This window comes from Micromonospora sp. WMMB482, assembly GCF_019038635.1.
Classification (GTDB): domain Bacteria; phylum Actinomycetota; class Actinomycetes; order Mycobacteriales; family Micromonosporaceae; genus Micromonospora; species Micromonospora marina.
Map to the genome: position 1 here is coordinate 6589071 of NZ_JAHOPD010000020.1, position 21500 is coordinate 6610570.

Consider the following 21500-nt stretch of genomic DNA (forward strand, 5'->3'; position numbering starts at 1 on the left):
CACTCGGCATGCCGATGTCGTTGCGGCTGGTGCTCACGACGTCTCCAGCTCGCGGTCGATCAGGTCGAAGATGTTCTCGGCGGTGGCCGACTCCAGGTCGTCGTCGCCGTCCGCGTCCGCCTGCCGCTCGGTCAGCCGGCCCAGCAGGCCGTGCAGCCGGTCGGTGATCCGGCGGAACTCGTCGTCGGCCGGGTCCAGCCCGACGAGCGCCGCCTCCAGCCGGTCGAGTTCCCGGCCCGCCGCCGACGGCTCGCCGGCCGGGCTCACCGGGGCGAACTGCCCGGCCAGGTGGACGGCGAGCGCCTCGGGCGTCGGGTTGTCGAAGACCAGCGTCGCCGGCAGCCGCAGCCCGGTGGCCGCGCCGAGCCGGTTGCGCAGCTCCACGGCGGTCAGCGAGTCGAAGCCGAGCTCCCGGAACGCGCGGGTCGGCTCGATGCCGGCCGGGTCGCCGTGGCCGAGGACGACCGCCACGTGCGCCAGCACCAGGTCGCGCAGGGCGCGTACCCGCTTGTCGTCGGGCAGGGCGCGCAGCGTCTCGGCGTACGCCTGCCCGTCGGCGGCCTCGCCGGCCGCGGCCCGGCGGCCGGCGGCGCGGACCAGGTTGGTCAGCAGCGGGTGTACGGGCGACCCGGGCGCGGCCACGCCGGTGACGATCTTGGCGGGCATGAGCGTCGCCCGCTCCGAGCGCCAGAGAGCGTCGAACAGGGCGAGCCCCTCGGCGTCGGAGAGCGCCGCCATGCCGCCCCGGTCGAGGCGGCGGATGTCGGCCGAGTCGAGGTGACCCGTCATGCCACTGGCCTGTGCCCAGCGGCCCCACGCCAGCGCGACCGCCGGCAGGCCGAGGGCCCGCCGGTGCTCCGCCAGGGCGTCGAGGAACGCGTTGCCGGCAGCGTAGTTGCCCTGGCCCGGACCGCCGAACACGCCCGCGGCGGCGGAGAAGAGCACGAACGCGCTCAGGTCGTGGCCGAGGGTGGCCCGGTGCAGGTTCCACGCCACGTCGACCTTGGGCCGCAGCACCGCGGCGAGGCGGTCGGGGGTGAGCGACTCGACGGTGGCGTCGTCGAGGACGCCGGCGGCGTGCACGACGGCGCGCAGCGGGTGCCGCCGGTCCACCATTGACAGTACGTCCGCCACGGCGTCCGGGTCGGCCAGGTCGGCGGCGACGATCGACACGTCCGCGCCGAGCGCCTTCAGGTCGGCGAGCAGCTCGTCGGCGCCCTCGGCGTCCGGGCCGCGCCGGCTGACCAGCAGCAGCTGCCGGGCACCGTGCGCGGTGACCAGGTGCCGGCAGAGCAGCGCGCCGAGGGTGCCGGTCGCCCCGGAGACCAGGACCGTGCCGTCGAGCCGGGGCGCCTGCGGAATGCTCAGGGCCAGCTTGCCGACGTGCCGGGCCTGACTGAGGAAGCGGAACGCCTCGGGGGCGCGCCGGACGTCCCAGGTGCGCCGGGGCAGGGGCCGCAGCGCACCGGCGGCGAAGAGCGCCATCAGCTCGCCCAGCATCACGCCGATCTTCTCCGGGCCGGCCTCGATGAGATCGAAGACCTGGTAGCTGACGCCCGGGTGGTCGGCGGCGACCCGCCCCGGGTTCCGCTTGTCGGTCTTGCCCATCTCGACGAACCGGCCGCCGTCGGCGAGCAGCCGCAGCGACGCGTCGACGTACTCGCCGCGCAGGGCGTTGAGCACCACGTCGACGCCCCGCCCGCCGGTGCGGTGCGCGAACTCGTCGGCGAAGTCGAGGCTGCGGGAGGAGGCGAGGTGCGCGTCGTCGAAGCCGGTGTCGCGCAGCGCCGGCCACTTGCCGGGGCCGGCCGTGCCGTAGACCTCCGCGCCGAGGTGGCGGGCGATCTGCACGGCGGCCATGCCCACGCCGCCGGCCGCCGCGTGCACGAGCACGGACTCGCCCGCGCGCAGCCGGGCCAGCTCCACCAGCCCGTACCAGGCGGTCAGGAAGACCACGGGCACGGCGGCGGCGTCGGTGTAGGACCAGCCGTCGGGGATGCGGGTGACCAGCCGGCGGTCGGTGACCGCCGCCGAGGCGAACGAGCCGGAGAAGATGCCCATCACCCGGTCGCCGGGGGCGAGGTCGGCGACGCCCGGCCCCACGCCGAGCACCACGCCGGCGCCCTCGTTGCCCAGCACCTCCTGGTCGGGGACCATGCCGAGGGCCAGCACCACGTCGCGGAAGTTCAGCCCGGAGGCGCGCATCCCGACCAGGACGTGGCCCGCCGGCAGCTCCCCGCCCGCCTCGGGGCCGGGCAGCAGGGCGAGATTCTCCAGCGTGCCCTTCTCGGTGACGTCGAGGCGCCACGGCACCTCGTCGGCGGGCAGCGGCAACACACCGGCGTCGCGGGCCCGGGCCAGCCGGGGCACGAGCGGCGCGCCGTCGCGCAGCGCTAGCTGCGGCTCGCCGGAGGCGACGGCCGCCGGGACGGCCGCCAGGGAGGCGGCGGCGGCGTCGGTGTCGAGCAGCGTGAACCGGCCGGGGTGCTCGGACTGCGCCGAGCGGACCAGCCCCCACAGGCTCGACCGGGCCAGGTCGCAGGGGGCCTCGCCCGGGGCCGCGCCGACGGCGCCCCGGGTGTGCAGCACCAGCCGGGACCGCTCCAGCCGGGGCTCGCCCAGCCACTGCCGCACCAGCGCGAGGGCGTCGCGGGCCGCGACGTGCGCGGCCTCACCGGCCCGCTGCGGGTCCGACTCCGCACCGGAGCGCAGGTCCAGCACCACATCGGGTACGTCCCCGGACTCCCCGATCTCGGCGACCAGCGCCGCCAGGTCGGCGTGGGACCGCACCGGGTGCCCGGCGGCGGCGAGCGCCCCGGCGAGGCCGAGGGTGTCGTCGCCGAGCAGCGCCCAGCGGGCTTCCCCGGCCACCGCACCGGTGTCCGTCAGCGGCGTCCAGTCCAGGTGGAACACCGACGTGCGGCGCAGGGCGGCGGCCTCGTCGGCCCGGCCCGCCGCGACCGGGCGGAACGTCAGTGACTCGACGGTGGCGACCGGCTGGCCGGCGGTGTCGGCGAGCGTGACCGCGACGGTGTCCGGGCCGAGCGGGCGCAGCCGCGCCCGCAGCCGGGTGGCGCCGTGGGCGTGCAGGGCGACCGAGCGGAAGGCGAACGGCATCCAGCCCGCCCCCGAGGTGTCCGCCGCGTCGCCGAGCAGGGCGGTGACCCCGCCGGCCTGGAGGGCCGCGTCGAACAGGGCCGGGTGCAGCCCGAAGCGGGACGCGTCGGCGCTCGCCTCCTCGGGCAGGGCCACCTCGGCGTAGACCTCGCCGTCGCCGCGCCACACCCGGCGCAGCCCCCGGAAGGCGGGGCCGTAGCCGAGGCCGCCCTCGGCCGTCTGCACGTACCAGGCGTCCAGGTCGGCGTCGACCTCGACGGCGTCGGCCGGCGGCCACTGCCCCGGTACGGCGGTCGGGGCGGGCAGCTGCGGCAGCAGGAGTCCCTCGGCGTGCCGGGTCCACTCGGCGTCGGCGTCCTCCTCGGGGCGGGAGTGCACGGTGACGCTCCGCTCGCCGGTGTCGGCGGGCGGGCCCACGCGTACCTGCACCTGCACCGCGCCGGTCGCGGGGAGCACCAGCGGGTTGATCAGCGTCAGGTCGCCCACCTGGCCGGCGTCGACCTCGTCGCCGGCTCGGACCACCATGTCGACGACGCCGGTGCCCGGGACGATCACCGCCCCGCCGACGGCGTGGTCGGCCAGCCACGGGTGGGTACGCACCGACAACCGCCCGGTCAGCACCACCGTCCGGTCGTCTGCGACGGGTACGGCAGCGCTGAGCAGCGGGTGCCCGGTGTCCTGGAGGCCGGCCGAGCCGACGTCGCGTACGCGGTGCGCGGGCGCGTCCAGCCAGTAGCGTCCCCGTTCGAAGGCGTAGGTGGGCAGTGCCACCACGCCGGTCTCGGCGAGGACGGCCGTCAGGTCGACGGGCAGGCCGATCGTGTGGGCGGTGGCGAGGTTCGTCAGCAACCGCGTCGGATCGTCGTCACCACGACGCAGGCTGCCCAGCGTGTGCCCACTCACACCGGCGTCGTCCAGGATCGCCGTCACCGGCATCGTCAACACCGGGTGGGGGCTGATCTCGATGAACGTCGTGTGACCCGCCTCGACGGCCACCCGGACGGCGGCCTCGAACCGCACGGTCTGCCGCAGGTTGTCGTACCAGTAGCCGGCGTCCATCGAGGACGGGTCGACCCAGTCCCCCGTCAACGTCGAGACGAGCCGAGTGTGCCCCGGCTGCGGGCTCACGTCGGCCAGGTCCGCGCGCAACTGCTCCGCGACGTCCTGCACCGCCGCCGAGTGCGACGCGTAGTCCACCGGGATCAACCGCGCCCGCACCCCGTCGGCCTGGCAGGCCGCCACCAGGTCGGCGACCGGCTGCGGCGGACCCGACACCACCACCGTCGACGGACCGTTCACCGCCGCCACCCCGACACCCGGGAACGCCGACAGCCGCTCAGCCACCGCCTCAGCCGACAGGTCCACCGACGCCATCGTCCCCGTGCCCCGCAGCACCGTCAGCGCCCGCGACCGCAACGCCACCGCCTTCGCCGCATCCTCCAGGCTGAGGATCCCCGCCACACACGCCGCACCGATCTCACCCTGCGAGTGACCGACCACCGCAGGCGGAACCACACCCGCGTACTGCCACACCGCCGCCAGGGCCATACCCACAGCCCACAGCACCGGCTGCACGACCTCGACCCGATCGAGCCACGACTCGTCGTCACCGGTCAACACCGACACCAGGTCCACATCGAGGTACGGGGCCAGGGCCCGCTGGCACTCCGCCAGCCGCGCGTCGAACACCGGCGCCCGACCCACCAGACCGGCCGCCATCCGCGCCGACTGCGCACCCTGACCCGGAAACACGAACACCGCACCCGCCCCATGGGACATGGCGGTGCCAGCGACGACGTTCCCCGCCGGCGCGCCGACGGACAGAGCGTCCAGCCCCGCCAGCAACTCCTCCACGCTCGACCCGACCACAGCCGCCCGCTGGTCGAACACCGACCTGGTGGCGGCGAGGGACCAGCCCACCGCCGCCGCGTCCACCACGGCTCCGGCGGCCCGCCGTAGCTGACGGGCGCCGCCGTCGCCGCGCTCGCGCAGGAAGTCCGCGAGCCGGGCCGCCTGCCCCGCGATCGCACCCTTCGACCGTGCCGACACCGGCCACACCACGACATCCGAGGCAACCAGGCCCGGGCCGTGCTCGACCGGAGCGACGGCCCCGGCCAGCTCGTCGGCCTGCTCGATGATCACGTGCGCGTTCGTTCCGGACATGCCGAACGACGACACCGCCGCGCGGCGCGGCCGGTCCACCACCGGCCACGAACGCGACTGCGTCGCCAGCTCGACGGCGCCGGAGGTCCAGTCGATGTGCGGGGACGGCGCGTCCACGTGCAGCGTCGCGGGAACCACGCCCTCCCGCATCGCCAGCACCATCTTGATCACACCGGCGACGCCCGAGGCGGCCTGCGTGTGGCCGATGTTGGACTTGACCGAGCCGAGCAGCAGCGGCTCGCCGCCCTCGCGGCCCTGGCCGTAGGTCGCCAGCAGGGCCTGCGCCTCGATCGGGTCACCGAGCGTCGTGCCCGTGCCGTGCGCCTCGACCACGTCGACATCCGCGCTGCTCAGCCGGGCGCCCGCGAGGGCCTGCCGGATCACCCGCTGCTGCGAGGGACCGTTCGGGGCGGTCAGCCCGTTCGAGGCGCCGTCCTGGTTGACCGCCGACCCACGCACCACCGCCAGGATCCGGTGCCCGTTGCGCCGCGCGTCCGACAGCCGCTCCACCAGCAGCACGCCCACACCCTCGCCCCAGCCCGTGCCGTCGGCACCCGCCGCGAACGCCTTGCACCGGCCGTCAGCCGCGAGGCCCCGCTGCCGGGAGAACTCGAAGAAGGTGCCGGGGGTGGCCATGACCGTGACGCCGCCGGCGAGAGCCAGGTCGCACTCGCCACGCCGCAGCGACTGCACCGCCAGGTGCAACGCCACCAACGACGACGAACACGCCGTGTCCACCGACACCGCCGGCCCCTCCAACCCCAACGCGTACGCCACCCGGCCCGACACCACACTCGCGGCGTTGCCCGTGGCCCCGAACCCTTCGGCCTGCTCCCTCGCAGCCATCAGCAGGGCCCCATAGTCCTGACCATTCGTGCCCACGAACACCCCTGTTCGCGAACCCCGCAGAACCCCAGGCTCAACCCCTGCCCGCTCGACCACCTCCCACGAAACCTCCAGCAGCAACCGCTGCTGCGGATCCATCGCCGCCGCCTCCCGCGGCGAGATCCCGAAGAAACCGGGATCGAACTCGCCCGCCCCGTGCAGGAAGCCGCCCTTGTCGGCGTACGTGGTGCCGGGGTTGGCCGGGTCGGGGTCGTAGAGCCGGTCGAGATCCCAGCCCCGGTCGGTCGGGAAGTCGCCGATCGCGTCGACGCCGTCGGCGACGAGGCGCCACAGCCGTTCGGGGCCGTCGACGCCACCGGGGTAGCGGCAGGCCATGGCGACGATGGCCACCGGCTCGTCGTCGCTTACGGCGGCCGGGACGGCGACGGGAGCCGCCCCGGCGTCGGCGCCGAAGAGGCCGGCGAGCAGGAAGCGGGACAGCACCACCGGGGTGGGGTGGTCGAAGACCAGGGTGGTGGGCAGCGCCTGCCCGGTGGCGGCGACAAGCCGGTTGCGCAGCTCCACGGCGGTCAGCGAGTCGAAGCCGAGGTCGCGGAACGCGGTGGTCGCGCCCACGGCGGCAGCCCCGCCGTCGTGGCCGAGCACGTCGGCGGCGAGTTCGCGGACCAGGTCGGCGACGGTCTCCTCGCGGCGTGCCGGGGTCAGCGCGGCGAGGCGCCGGCGCAGCATGGCCGCCGGTCCGTCGTCGCCGTCGTCGACCGCGGCGCCGCCGTCGAGGGCGGCCCGCGCCTCCGGTACGCCCTCCAGCAGCGGCCGGCGGCGCGCGGAGGCGTACGCGGGGGCGAACCGGGTCCAGTCCACGTCGGCCACCGTCACGGTGACGTCGTCGTGGTCGAGGGCCTGCTGCAACGCGGCCATGGCGACGGCCGGGTCCATGGCGGGCAGGCCCCGGCGGCGCAGGTTGCGCTCGGCGTCCGCCGCGTGCATGCCGCCGTCGGACCAGGGGCCCCAGGCGATGGCGGTGCCGGCCCGGCCGTCGGCGCGCCGCCGCTGCACGAGCGCGTCCAGGTAGGCGTTGCCGGCCGCGTACCCGGCCTGCCCGCCGCTGCCCCAGGTGGCGGCGATGGACGAGTAGACCACGAAGGCGTCCAGCTCCCGGTCGGCGAGCAGGTCGCCGAGGTGGGCGGCGCCGGCGGTCTTGCCGACGGTCACCTCGGCCAGCTCGGCGGGGGTGACCTCCGCCAGCGCGGTGGACTGCGCGATGCCGGCGGTGTGCACGACGGTACGCACCGGCGCGCCGTCGGCCTCGACCCGGTCGAGCAGGTCGGCGAGGGCGGCCCGGTCGGCGATGTCGCAGGCCGCGACGGTGACCCGGGCCCCGAGGCCGGCCAGCTCGGCCTCCAGCTCGGCGGCGCCGGGGGCGTCGGGTCCGCGCCGGCTGACCAGTACGACGTGCTCGGCTCCGGCGGCGGCGAGCCAGCGGGCGGCGCGCGCGCCGAGCCCGCCGGTGCCGCCGGTGATCAGGGCGGTGCCGGTGGGCGTGAACCGGCGCGCCGGCGGACGGTCGCCGAGGGCGGCGCGGACGAGGCGGCGGGCGAAGACGCCGGGGCCGCGTACGGCGAGCTGGTCCTCACCGGTCGAGCCGGTGAGGACCGCGGCGAGCCGGAAGGCGGCCCGGTCGTCGGGGTCGGACGGCAGGTCGACCAGGCCGCCCCAGCGGTGCGGCGCCTCGACGCCGACGACCCGGCCGAGGCCCCAGATCGCGGCCTGCGCCGGGTCGGCGAGCCGGTCGTACGAGGCGGCGGCGACCGCGCCCCGGGTTACCAGCCACAGCGGCGCTGCCACGCCGGCGTCGCCGAGCGCCTGCACGAGGGCGAGGGTGGCGGTCAGGCCGGGCAGGACGGTGCCGTCGGCGGTGCGTGGTTCCCCGGCGAGCAGGGACACGACGCCGGTGGGCTCGGTGCCGGCTAGGGCCGCCGCGAGGCCGGCCCGGTCGGCGTCCGGCTCCACTGTCAGCGGCAGCACGTCGGCGCCGGCGCCGGTCAGCGCGGCCCGGACGGCCCGTGCCGCCGGGTCGTCGGCGTCGTCGGCGGGCAGCGCCAGCAGCCAGGTGCCGGCCAGCCGGGCGGGGGCGGGCTCGGGGGCCACCTGCCATTCCTCCCGGTACCGCCAGCCGTCGAGGACCGAGTGTTCCTGCCGCTGCCGCCGCCAGTCGGCGAGGACGGGCAGCAGGGTACGCAGCGACGCGGCGGCGGCGGTGTCGGTGACGGCGAGGGTGTCGCGCAGCGCGTCGAGGTCGGCGCGTTCGACGGCCGCCCAGAACCGGCGGTCGAGCGCGCCGACCCCGCCCGTCGTGGTGTCGTCGGCGGGCGCCTCGGCCGGCACCCAGTAGTGCTGCCGCTCGAACGGGTAGGTGGGCAGGTCGACGAGCCGGCCGGGCCGGCCGGCGAGGACGTCCGCCCAGCGCGGCGGCGTGCCGGCGACGTGCAGCTGGGTGAGGGCGGCGAGCAGGGCACGGCGGTCCGGGCGGTCCCGGCGCAGCACCGGCACCACCACGGCGGAGGCGGCGTCGGTCTCGATCCCGGCGAGGGTCTCCTGGACGCTGGCGGTGAGCACGGCGTCCGGCCCGACCTCTACGAAGGTGCCGACGCCGTGGGCCCGAAGGGCGCGTACGCCGTCGGCGAAGCGGACCGCCTCCCGGACGTGGCGCACCCAGTAGCCGGGGTCGGTGAGCTGCGCCGGGTCGGCCAGCTCGCCGGTCACGTTGGACACCACCGGCAGGGTGGGGGCGCGCAGGTCGAGGCGGGCGGCGACGGCGGCGAACTCGGCGAGCATCGGCTCCATCAGCGGGCTGTGGAAGGCGTGGCTGACCCGCAGCCGCCGCACCTTCACCCCCCGGCCGGTCCAGAGTTCCGCCAGCTCGTCGATGGCCGCCGCGTCGCCGGAGACGACGACGGCGTCGGGGCCGTTGACGGCGGCGACGGCGACCCGGCCGGTCAGCGCGGCGGTCGACTCGGCGACCCGGGCCTCGTCGGCGGCCACGGCGAGCATCGCGCCGCCGGTGGGCAGATCCTGCATGAGCCGCCCCCGGGCGGCGACGAGGGCGCACGCGTCGTCGAGGCTGAGCACGCCGGCCACGTGGGCGGCGGTCAGCTCGCCGACGGAGTGCCCGGCGACCATGTCGGGGGCCAGCCCCCAGGAGCCGAGCAGCCGGTGCAGCGCCACCTCGACGGCGAACAGCGCGGCCTGGGTGAAGACGGTCTGGTCGAGCAGGTCGGCCTCGGCGGTGCCGGGCTCGGCGAACAGCAGCGGCTTCAGCGGCCGGGGCAGCCGGTGGTCGAGGTGGCCGCAGACCTCGTCGAGCGCCTCCGCGAAGACCGGGTACGCCTCGTACAGCTCCCGGCCGGCGCCGGCGCGCTGGGCGCCCTGGCCGGAGAAGAGGAACGCGACCCCGCCGCGTTCGGCGGCGGCGCCGGTGACCAGCCCGGGGGCGGGCCGGTCGTCGGCGAGGGCGTGCAGCGCGGCGAGCAGGCCGTCGCGGTCGTCGGCGAGCACGACCGCCCGGTGCTCCAGGGGCGAGCGGGAGACCGCCGAGGTCCAGGCGACGTCGGCCGGGCGCAGGTGCGCGTCGTCGGCGACGTAGGCCGACCAGCGCTCGGCCTGGCGGCGCAGCGCGGTGCGGGTGCGGCCGGTGAGCAGCACCGGCGCGGGCGCGGGCATCACCGGGTGGTCCGCCTCGACGCCGGCCGGTTCGGGCTGTTCGAGGATGAGGTGGGTGTTGGTGCCGCTCATCCCGAACGACGAGACGGCGGCCCGGCGCGGCCGGTCCACGGCCGGCCACGGCGTGGCCTCGGTGACGAGGGTGACCGCGCCGGCGGCCCAGTCCACGTGCGGGGTGGGCTCGTCGACGTGCAGGGTGGCCGGCACGACGCCGTGCCGCATCGCCATCACCATCTTGATCACACCGGCGATGCCGGCGGCGGCCTGGGTGTGCCCGATGTTGGACTTGATCGAGCCGAGTAACAGCGGCGCGGCGTCGCCCCGCTCCCGGCCGTACGTGGCGAGCAGCGCCTGGGCCTCGATCGGATCGCCGAGGGTGGTGCCGGTGCCGTGCGCCTCCACCACGTCGACCAGGTCGGGGGTGAGCTTCGCGCCGGCCAGGGCCTGCCGGATGACCCGCTGCTGGGACGGGCCGTTGGGGGCGGTGAGGCCGTTCGACGCGCCGTCGGAGTTGACCGCCGAGCTGCGGATGACGCCGAGCACGGGGTGGCCGTTGCGGCGGGCGTCGCTGAGCCGTTCCAGCAGCAGCATGCCGACGCCCTCGGACCAGCCGGTGCCGTCGGCGGAGGCGGCGAACGACTTGCACCGGCCGTCGGCGGCGAGGCCGCGCTGCCGGGAGAACTCGACGAACGGGCCGGGGGTGGCCAGCACGGTCGCGCCGCCGGCCAGGGCGAGGCCGCACTCGCGCTGGCGCAGCGCCTGGCAGGCGAGATGGATGGCGACCGACGCCGACGAGCAGGCGGTGTCCACGGTGACCGACGGGCCTTCGAGGCCGAACGTGTACGCCAGCCGACCGGACACGACACTGGCGGCGGTGCCGGTCAGCACGTACCCCTCGACGCCGGGCGCCCGGTGCAGCACGGCGGCGTAGTCCTGCCCGGAGGTGCCCACGAAGACGCCGGAGCGGCTGCCACGCAGCGACAGCGGGGCGATACCGGCGCGTTCGAACAGCTCCCAGGTGACCTCCAGCAGCAGCCGCTGCTGCGGGTCCATGGCGACCGCCTCACGCGGCGAGATGCCGAAGAGCGCGGCGTCGAACTGCCCCGCGTCGCGCAGGAACCCGCCGGCGGTGGTGTACGAGGTGCCGGCGTTGTCCGGGTCGGCGTGGTAGAGCCGGTCCAGGTCCCAGCCGCGGTCGGTGGGAAAGTCGCCGATGGCGTCCCCGCCGGACGAGACGAACTCCCAGAGCTCCTCGGGCGAGCTGATGCCGCCCGGGTAGCGGCAGCTCATCGCCACGATCGCCACCGGCTCGGACTCCTCGGCGGTGACCTCGCGCAGCCGTTGGCGGGTCTGCTGCAGCTCGGCGACGACGCGCGTCAGGTATTCGCGCAGCCGATCTTCGTCCGCCATGACATCTCGCTTTCTCGTGACACCACAGATCCCCGGGCGGCTCAGGAGAGCCCGAGATCCTGGTCGATGAGGTCGAACAGCTCCTGGTTGCTGGCCGCCCGCAGCCGACCGGCCACCTCGGCGGTGTCCTCCCGGCGTTCCTCGGCGGCGCCGAGCCGTTCGAGCAGGCTGTGCAGGCGCATCGTGATCCGCACCCGGCCGATGTCGTCCGGGTCGCGCAGCGCGAGCGCGCTCTCCAACTGGTCCAGCTCCGCGAGGGTGGGCAGCGCCTCCACCGACGCTTCGTCGAGCAGTTCGGCCCGCAGGTGCTCGGCCAGCGCCTGCGGGGTCGGGTGGTCGAACACCACCGAGCTGGGCAGGCTGAGTCCGGTCGAGCGGGCCAGCCGGCCCCGCAGCTCCACGGCGGTGAGCGAGTCGAAGCCGAGGTCCCGGAAGGGCCGCCCGGCCTCCACGGCGTACGGGCTGTCGTGGCCGATAACCTCGCCCGCGGCGGTGCGGATGAGATCGACCAGCAGCCGTGCCTGTTCGGCCTGCGACAGCTCGCCGAGCCGCTTGCGCAGTTCGCCGGCGACCTGGTCGCCGTCCTCGGCGGCGGCGCGCGCCGCCGCGGCCTGGGCGGCCACCTCGGCGATCTCGCTGATCAGCGGCCGGGGCCGGGCGGAGGTGAACACCGGCGCGAAGCGTTCCCAGTCGATGTCGGCGACTGTGAGGGCGGTGTCGTCGCCGTCGAGGCCGGCGCGCAGGGCGGCCATCGCCGGTTCCCGGTCGAGCAGGGACACCCCGCGCCGGCTCATGGCCGCCGCGTGCGCGTCGGTCACCATGCCGCCGCCGGCCCACGGTCCCCAGTTCACCGAGAGGTGCCGGGCCCGCCCGGCCGGCCGGGACTGCGCCCAGGCGTCCAGGAAGGCGTTGCCGGCGGCGTACGCCCCGTGGTCGCCGACGCCCCAGACGGCCGCGATGGAGGAGAAGTGCACGACCAGGTCGAGCGGCTCCGGGTCGAGGAACTCGTCGAGGTGCCGCGCGCCGGCGATCTTGCCGGAAACGACGTCGGCGAGTTCCGCCTCGGTCACGGCGGCGACCGGGTTGAGCCGGCCCACCCCGGCGGCGTGCACCACGGCGTGCACGGTCTCACCGTCGGCGCGCAGGCCACGGACCAGGTCGGCGACCGCGTCCCGGTCGGCCAGGTCGCAGGCCAGCACCCGCGCCTCGGCGCCGAGGGCGGCCAGTTCCGCCACCGCCTCGTCCACGCCGGGGGCCGCCGCCCCGCGCCGGCTGACCAGCAGCAGTCGCCGCGCGCCGTGCCGGGCGAACCAGCCGGCGGCGTACCGGCCGACGGCGCCGGTGCCGCCGGTGACCAGGACGGTGCCCGGCGCCTGCCAGCCGGCCGGCGCCTCGGCGCGGGGCGCGCGCTCCAGCCGCCGCAGGTACGTCCCGGAGTCGCGCACCGCGAGCTGGTCCTCGTCGCCGGCGGCGGTGAGGGCCGCCAGGACTCCCTCGGCGGCGGCGGTGTCCAGGGTGGTGGGCAGGTCCAGCAGGCCGCCCCAGTGCCGGGGGTGTTCCAGCGCGGTCACCAGGCCGAGGCCCCACGTGGTGGCCTGGGCGGGGTGGGCGACGGGGTCGTCTGCGCCGGTGGCCACGGCCTGCCTGGTGAGCAGCCACAGCGGCACCGGTGGCAGAGCGGTCGTGACCGCCTGCACCAGGGCCAGGTTCGCGGTCAGGCCCAGCGGCACGGCCGGGCGGTCGGGGTGCGCCCGCTCGTCGAGGGCGAGCAGCGACACGATCCGGGTGGGCGCCGCGGCGGCGAGCTGCCCGGCGAGCGCGCTCCGGTCGGTCGTCGCCGGGTCGACGGCGAGTTGCCGCACGGTGCCGCCCCGCGCGGTGAGCAGTTCGGCGAGCCGGTCGACGACCGGCTGGTCCGTACCGCTGTGCACCAGGGTCCACGTGCCGTCGACGGCACCCGCGACGAGAGCCCGCGGGCGCCAGGTGATCCGGTAGCGCCAGCCGCCGGCGAGGGTGTCCTCCTGCTGCTGGCGCCGCCACCGGTCCAGGACCGGCAGCAGTTCCCGCAGCGGCCGGTCCGCGGCGAGGCCGAGCAGGCCGGTGAGCGCGTCGCCGTCGCCGGACGCCACAGCCCGCCAGAACGCCGACTCGGCGTCGTCGTGCGCGGCGGCGGGGGTGTGGGTCGCCGCCGCGTCGAGGGTCGGCCAGAACCGCTGGTGGGCGAACGCGTACGTGGGCAGGTCCACCGGCGCGGCGGCGCCGGGCAGCAGTGCCGGGAAGCGTACGGGCACGCCGTGGCAGTGCAGCCGGGCCACCGCGCCGAGCAGGGTGGCCACCTCGTCCTGGCCGGGCCGCTGCACGCCGGTCACGACGACCGGCGCGTCCACCGGCAGCGCGTCGGCGGTCAGGGCGGTCAGCACGGTGTCCGGCCCGATCTCCAGGAACCGGGTCACCCCGTGGGAGTGCAGGTGGGTGACGGTGTCGGCGAAGCGGACCGCCTCGCGGACGTGGCGGACCCAGTAGTCGGGTGTGCAGAGCTGCTCGGGGTCGACGACCGTGCCGGTCAGGTTCGACACCAGCGGCACCGTCGGCGGGGCGTACGACAGGGTCGCCGCGACGGCCGCGAACTCGGCGAGCATGGGCTCCATCAGCGGGCTGTGGAAGGCGTGGCTGACCCGCAGCCGCTTGGTGCGTACGCCGAGGTCGGCGAAGTGGGCGGCCAGTTCGGTCAGCACGTCCTCGGCGCCGGCGACGACGACGGCGGCCGGCCCGTTGACGGCGGCGACGGCGGGCTGTCCCGGCGTGCCGGACAGGGCCCGCAGCACGTCGACCTCGGGCGCGGCGACGGCGAGCATCCCGCCGCCGGGTGGCAGGGCCTGCATCAGGCGCCCCCGGTTGCCGACGAGCGCGCAGGCGTCGGCCAGGTCGAGCACCCCGGCGACGTGGGCCGCGCTGATCTCCCCGACGGAGTGCCCGGCCACGAAGTCGGGCCGGATCCCCCAGTGTTCGAGCAGCCGGAACAGCGCCACCTCGACGGCGAAGAGCCCGGCCTGGGTGAAGACGGTCTGGTCGAGCAGGCCGGCCTCGGCGGTGCCGGGCTCGGCGAACAGCACCGCGCGCAGCGGCCGCGGCAGGTACGCGTCCAGGTGCTGGCACGCCTCGTCGAGGGTCGCCGCGAAGACGGGGAACGTCTCCCACAGGCGTCGGCCCATCCCGGCGTGCTGCGCGCCCTGGCCGGAGAAGATCGCCGCCAGCGCGCCGCCGGGCTCGGCGGCGCCCCGGGTGAGCCCGGGGTGGTCCTGCCCGGCGGCCAGGGCCCGCAGGCCGGCGAGGGCGGCGTCGGCGTCGGCGGCGAGCAGCACCGCGCGGTGCCGCAGCGGGGACCGTCCGGTGGCCAGTGCCCGGGCCACGTCGGCGGCGGGCGTTCCGCTGCCCGGCAGCCATTCGGCCAGCCGGGCCGCCTGCGCCCGCAGGCTGTCGGCGGTGTCTGCCGATACGACCCACGGCAGCAGCGGCGTCCCGTCGGCGGCGCTGAGCGTGCCGCGGCTGGAGCTGGTCGTGGGCGCGTCGGCGCTGGCCGGACGGGGGGCGGCGGTGTCGGCCCGGGGCGTGGCGGGCGCCTGTTCGAGGATGACGTGCACGTTGGTGCCGCTGACCCCGAACGACGACACGCCGGCGCGGCGCGGCCGGTCCACGTCCGGCCACGGCTGCGCCTCGGTCAGCAGCGCGACGGCGCCGGCCGACCAGTCCACGTGCGGCGACGGCTCGTCCACGTGCAGGGTGGGCGGCAGCAGGTCGTGCTGGAGGGCCAGCACCATCTTGATCACGCCGGAGACGCCGGCGGCGGCCTGGGTGTGGCCGATGTTCGACTTCACGGAGCCGAGCCAGAGCGGCCGGTCGGCGGGGCGCTGCCGCCCGTACGTGGCCAGCAGGGCCTGCGCCTCGATCGGGTCGCCGAGCCGGGTGCCGGTGCCGTGCCCGTCGACGGCGTCCACGTCGGCGGCGCTCAGCCGCGCGTTGGCCAGCGCCTGGTTGATCACCCGCTCCTGCGCGGGCCCGTTGGGGGCGGTCAGGCCGTTGCTGGCGCCGTCCTGGTTCATCGCCGAGCCGCGCACGACGGCGAGGATCCGCCGGCCGTCGCGCTGGGCGTCGGAGAGCCGCTGCAACATCACCAAGCCGACGCCCTCGCCCCAGCCGGTGCCGTCGGCGGCCCCGGCGAACGACTTGCACCGGCCGTCGAGGGCGAGCCCCCGTTGCCGGGCGAACTCCAGGAACGGGCCGGGGGTGGCCATCACCGTCACGCCGCCGGCGACCGCTACGTCGCACTCGCCCTGCCGCAGGGACTGGCAGGCCAGGTGCAGCGCCACCAGCGACGACGAGCAGGCGGTGTCGACGCTGACGGCGGGGCCCTGCAACCCGAAGTGGTACGCCAGCCGACCGCTGATGACGGCGGCGACGTTGCCGGTGGCCTGGTAGCCCTCGGTCTCGACCCGGGCGGCCATCAGCAGCGTCGCGTAGTCCTGGCCGTTGGTGCCGACGAAGACGCCGGTGTTGGTCTCCCGCATGTCGGCGGGCGCGGTGCCGGCTCGCTCGAACAGCTCCCAGGCGCTCTCCAGCAGCACCCGTTGCTGCGGGTCCATCACCATCGCCTCGCGCGGGGAGATGCCGAACAGGGCGGCGTCGAAGCCGGCGGCGTCGGTGAGGAAGCCGCCCTCGCGCACGTACGAGGTGCCGGGCCGGTCGGGATCGGGGTCGTAGATGGCTGCCAGGTCCCAGCCCCGGTCGGCCGGGAACTCCGCTATGCCGTCGCGTCCCTCGGCGACGAGTCGCCACAGGTCCTCCGGGCCGGTGACGCCGCCGGGGTAGCGGCAGCTCATCGAGACGATGGCGATCGGCTCGTCCAGCGCGGTGGCGGCCCGCACGGGCTCGGCCGCCGGGGTGTCGTCGCCCGCGAGCCTGCCCGCCAGGTGCTCGGCGAGGGCGTCGGGCGTCGGGCGGTCGAACACCAGGGTCGCCGGCAGGTTCAGCCCCACCGCCTCGGCGAGGCGGTTGCGCATCTCCACGGCGCTGAGCGAGTCGAAGCCGATCTCCCGGAACGACCGGTCCGCCGCCAGCGCCTGCGGCGAGGACAGGCGCAGCACCGCCGCCGCGTGAACGCGTACGAGGTCGAGGAGAACCCGGCGGCGTTCCGGTGCGGCGAGGCCGGCCAGCCGGCCGCGGAGCGGGGACGCCGCGTCGGGCGTGTCGCCGTCGCGCTGCCCGGCCGCGAGCAGCCGGGCCACCTCGGGGATGTCGGCGATCAGCGGCCGGGGGCGGGCCAGCGTGTAGGTCTGCAGGAACCGGTCCCAGGCGATGTCCGCCATGGTGAGCGTGGTGTCGCCGTGGTCGAGCGCCTCGGCCAGGACGGAGACCGCGAGGTCGGGGCGCATGGCCCGGACGCCCGAGCGGAACATCTGGTCGGCGGCGCCCTCGGCGTCGACCATGCCGCCGCCGTCCCAGGCGCCCCAGGCGATGGCGGTGGCGGCCCGGCCGCGCCGTCGCCGGTCCTCGGCGAGCGCGTCGAGGAAGGCGTTGGCGGCGGCGTAGCCGCCCTGGTGCCCGCCGCCCCAGACGCCCGCGCCGGAGGAGAAGAGCACGAACGCCGACAGTTCGTCGCCGCACGCCTCGTCGAGGTTGACCGCGCCGGCCACCTTGGCCCGCAGGGCGTCGGCGAGGTCGGCGACGTCGGTGGCCGCGACGGGCGCGGCGTGGGCGACGCCGGCGGCGTGGAACACGGCCCCGACGCGGGTGCCCTGCCCGGCGAGCCGCTCGACGAGGGTCCGTACGGCGGCCGCGTCGGCGACGTCGCAGGCGGCCACGGTGACTGTGGCGCCGGCGGCGCGCAGTTCGTCGGCGAGCTCGTCGGCGCCGGGCGTGGCGGGGCCCTGGCGGCCGGTCAGCACCAGCTCACCCACGCCCTCGCGGGCCAGCCAGCGCGCCACCTGGGCCCCGATGGACCCGAGGCCGCCGGTGACCAGGACGGCGCCGCTGGCGGGACGCCAGTCCTGCGTCGCGGTGCGCTCGGCGCGGGCGCGGACCAGTCGCCGGGCGAACACCCCGGAGGGGCGCAGCGCCAGCTGGTCCTCCGCGTCGACGCCTGCCAGCACCGCCACGAGCCGGGCCCGGTCCCGGGGGTCCAGCTCGGCGGGCAGGTCCAGCAGTCCGCCCCAGCGGTCCGGGTGCTCCAGGGCGACCACCCGGCCGAGCCCCCAGAGCATCGCCTGGCGTGGGCGGTCGAGCTGGTCGGCGCGGCCGGTCGAGACCGCGCCGGCGGTGGCGCACCACAGCGGGGCGGTGACGCCGGTGTCGCCGAGGGCCTGGACCAGGGCGTACGTGGCGGCGAGACCCGCCGGGACGACCGGGTGGGCCGGGTGCGGCGCGTCGTCCAGGCCGAGCAGGGAGAGCACCCCGGCGACGGGCCCGCCGGTACGCGCCAGCCGCTCGGCCAGCGCCTGCCGGCCCGTCTCCGGCACGTCGATCCGGACGACCTCGGCCCCGCCCTCGCCCAGCGCCCGGGCGACGCCGTCGACCAGGGGGTGATCGGCTTCGGCGGCCGGCGCGACCAGCAGCCACGTGCCGGCGAGGGTGGCCTCCGGCGCGACGGCCAGCGGCTTCCAGGTCACCCGGTAGCGCCACGAGTCCACGGTGGATTCGTCGCGGCGGCGCCGGCGCCAGGCGGAGAGCAGCGGCAGCGCGGGGTCGAGGGAGCTGACCGTGGCCTCGTCGATACGCATGGCGGCGGCCAGCGCAGACGCGTCGGCGCGTTCCACGGCCTCCCAGAAGTGCCGGTCCGCCTCGTCGGTGCCGGCGAGGGTGGGGGCGGTCCCCGCCGTCGGCTGCGGCCAGTAGCGCTGGCGCTGGAAGGCGTACGTGGGCAGCGGGAGCGGCGGGCCGGTGGGGGCGTCCAGGATCGCCGTCCAGTCGACGGGCACGCCGTGCACGTGCAGCCCGGCGAGGACCGTCAGCATGCGCTGCCAGCCGCCGGCCACGGTGTCGTCGGCGGCCACCACGACGGCGTCGTCGGCCCGCGCGCTCTCGCGGATGCCGGCGGCGAGCACGGTCGCTGGGGCAGCCTCGAGGAGAACCCGGTGGCCCTCGTCGAGCAGGGCGCGTACGGCCGGTTCGGCGTCGGCGTCGGCGTCGGCGTCGGCGTCGGCGTCGGCGGTCAGGTTCCGGTACCACCGGGCGGCGTCGAGGCCGTCGGTGTCGACCGGGCCGCCGGTCGTCGCCGAGTACAGCGGCACCTCGGCCGCCCGGAGGGTGATCCCGGCCAGCGCGTCCGGGCCGTCCTCCGCCGGGCTGGCGAGGGCGATCGTCCTCGCCGCGTCCTCCAGCGACAGCGCGCCGGCCACGCAGGCGGCCGCGAGCGCGCCGTGAGCGTGCCCGAGCACGGCGGCGGGTCGTACGCCGAGGGAGCGCCACCAGCGTCCCAGCGAGACGGCCACGGCCCACCGGACGGCCGGCGCCACCCCGGGGTCGGCCGGGGTGGGGGCGCCGTCCGCGCCGCGCAGCACGGCGGCGAGCGACCAGTCCACGTGGGGGGTGAGGGCCGCCTCGCAGGCGGCGATCGCGGTGGCGAACTCCGGTGCCCGGTCCAGCAGCTCGACGGTCGCGGCGGGCCACGGGTCGCCGTGGCCGGGGAAGACGAGGACCGGGTCGGCGGCGCGCGCAGCGACGCCGGTGACGGCGGCGGTGGCCTCGCCGAGGTGGAACGACTCCAGGGCCCGCGTCAGGTCGACGGTGTCGCGGCCGAGGACGACGGCGCGGTGGTCGAACGTGGCCCGGGTGGTGACCAGGGCGTGCGCGACGTCGGCCGGCGCCAGTTCCGGGTGTGCCGCGAGGTGCGCCTTCAGCCGGGCCGCCTGGTCGCGCAGCGCCGGCGCGTCCACGGCGGAGAGCACGAGGGGTACGACGTCGGCGCGCGGCCGGTCGGTGGGCCGCGCGCCGACCGTCTCGGCGGGCGGCTGCTCGATGATCACATGCGCGTTCGTGCCGGAAATCCCGAACGACGACACCCCCGCCCGACGCGGCCGACCCACCCGCGGCCACGGCATCGCCTCGGTGGCGAGGGCAACCGCCCCCGCCGACCAGTCCACATGCGGGGACGCCTCGTCCACGTGCAGCGTCGCCGGGACGACGCCGTGGCGCATCGCCAACACCATCTTGATCACACCAGCCACACCGGCGGCCGCCTGCGTGTGCCCGATGTTCGACTTGATCGAGCCCAGCCAGAGCGGCCGGTCCGCGGGCCGGTCCTGCCCGTACGTCGCCAGCAACGCCTGCGCCTCGATCGGGTCGCCCAGGGTCGTACCCGTGCCGTGCGCCTCGACGGCGTCCACATCGGCCGTGGTCAGCCGCGCGTTCGCGAGGGCCTGGCGGATCACCCGCTGCTGCGACGGGCCGTTGGGCGCGGTCAGCCCGTTCGAGGCACCGTCCTGGTTCACCGCGCTGCCCCGCAGCACGGCGTGGATGCGCCGGCCCTCCCGCTGGGCGTCGGAGAGCCGTTGCACGAGCAGTACGCCAACACCCTCGGACCAGCCCGTACCGTCCGCCGACGCCGCGAACGACCTACACCGGCCGTCGGCCGACAGACCACGCTGCCGCGAGAACTCCACAAACGTCCCCGGCGTCGCCATCACCGTCACGCCACCGGCCAACGCCAGATCACACTCACCCGACCGCAACGCCTGCGCCGCCAGATGCAGCGCGACGAGGCTGGACGAACAGGCGGTGTCCACCGTGACCGCCGGGCCCTCCAAGCCGAACGTGTACGCCACCCGACCGGACAACACGCTGCCCGACGTACCCGTGCCGACATAGCCCTCCACCTCGTCGGCCAACCCCATCAGCTGCGACGCATAGTCGTGATACATCACACCCGCGAACACACCCGTCCGACTGCCCCGCAACCACTGCGGATCAAGCCCGGCCGACTCGAACGACTCCCACGACGCCTCCAGCAGCAACCGCTGCTGCGGATCCATCGCCAGCGCCTCGCGCGGCGAGATACCAAAGAAACCCGGGTCGAACTCCGCAGCCCCATACAGGAAGCCACCGTGCCGCGTGTACGACGTACCGCTCCGCTCCGGATCCGGGTCGAACAGCGACTCCAGATCCCAACCGCGATCCGCCGGGAACTCGCCGATCCCCTCGCCACCGCCGGCCAGCAGCGCCCACAGTTGGTCCGGGCTCTCGACGCCACCCGGGTAGCGGCAGGCCATGCCCACGATCGCGATCGGCTCGTCGGCGCGGGTGGTATACCGTGCGCCCGGCGCGGCGGGGCCACCTGCGGCGCCGGCCAGTTCGGCGTGCACGTGGGCGGCGAGCGCCTGCGGCGTCGGGTAGTCGAATACGAGCGTCGAGGGCAGCCGCAGGCCGGTGGCCGCGTTCACGCGGTTACGCAGGTCGACGGCGGTCAGCGAGTCGAAGCCCAGCTCCCGGAACGCCCGGTCGGCGGGCACGGCTTCCGCCCCGCCGTGCCCGAGCACCTGCGCGACGAGGCCGCGTACCAGCACGTCGAGCTGGGCGCGCGCCTCGTCGGCGGTCAGGCCGCCGATGCGGTTCGCCCAGGTGGTGCCCTGTCCCGCCCGGCGGCGGGTCGTGATCGTACCGACCAGGTTGCGGAGCATCGGCGGCACCAGGCCGTCGCCGGCCGCGGCCCGGAGGGCCGCCAGGTCGATCACGGCGGACACCAGGGCCGGCCGGCCGGCGGTCAGGGCGGCGTCGAACAGCCGCAGCCCGGTCTCGGCGCTCATCGCGGTGATGCCGCCCCGGGTCGATCGCGCCCGGTCCGCCTCGTCGAGGGACGCGGCCATGCCGGGGGTGTCCCACATGCCCCAGGCGAGGCTGACGGCAGGCAACCCGAGCTGCCGCCGGTAGACCGCCAGGGCGTCGAGGAACGCGTTACCCGCCGCGTACGCCGACTGACCCGGCGAACCCAGCACACCCGCCACCGACGAGAACACCACGAACAGATCCAGATCAAGGCCCGCCGTCGCCTCGTGCAACAGCCAACCCGCCGACACCTTCGGCGCCAGCACCGCACGAAGCCGCTCGGCGGTCAGGCCCTCGACCACGCCGTCGTCCAGGACACCGGCGGTGTGCACCACACCCGCCAGCCGGCCCCCGGCGGAAACCTCCGCCACAAGGGCTGACGCCTGATCCCGGTCCGTCACGTCACAGGCGACCACCCGCACCGACGCACC

The 21500-nt window shown here is 76.4% G+C and carries 1 protein-coding gene and 1 pseudogene; both read right to left on the minus strand.

Features of this window, described 5'->3' with window-relative positions; genetic code table 11:
- Positions 1-33 precede the first annotated feature (33 nt).
- Positions 34-11256 (minus strand): annotated as a pseudogene (locus tag KSK32_RS31575) (type I polyketide synthase); the annotation flags it as partial.
- A gap of 41 nt (positions 11257-11297) precedes the next feature.
- The gene (locus KSK32_RS31580; protein WP_374226759.1) at positions 11298-21491 is read right to left on the minus strand and encodes a type I polyketide synthase; all 10194 of its coding nucleotides are present in this window, start codon (positions 21489-21491) and stop codon (positions 11298-11300) included.
- Between the last annotated feature and the right edge of the window lie 9 nt (positions 21492-21500).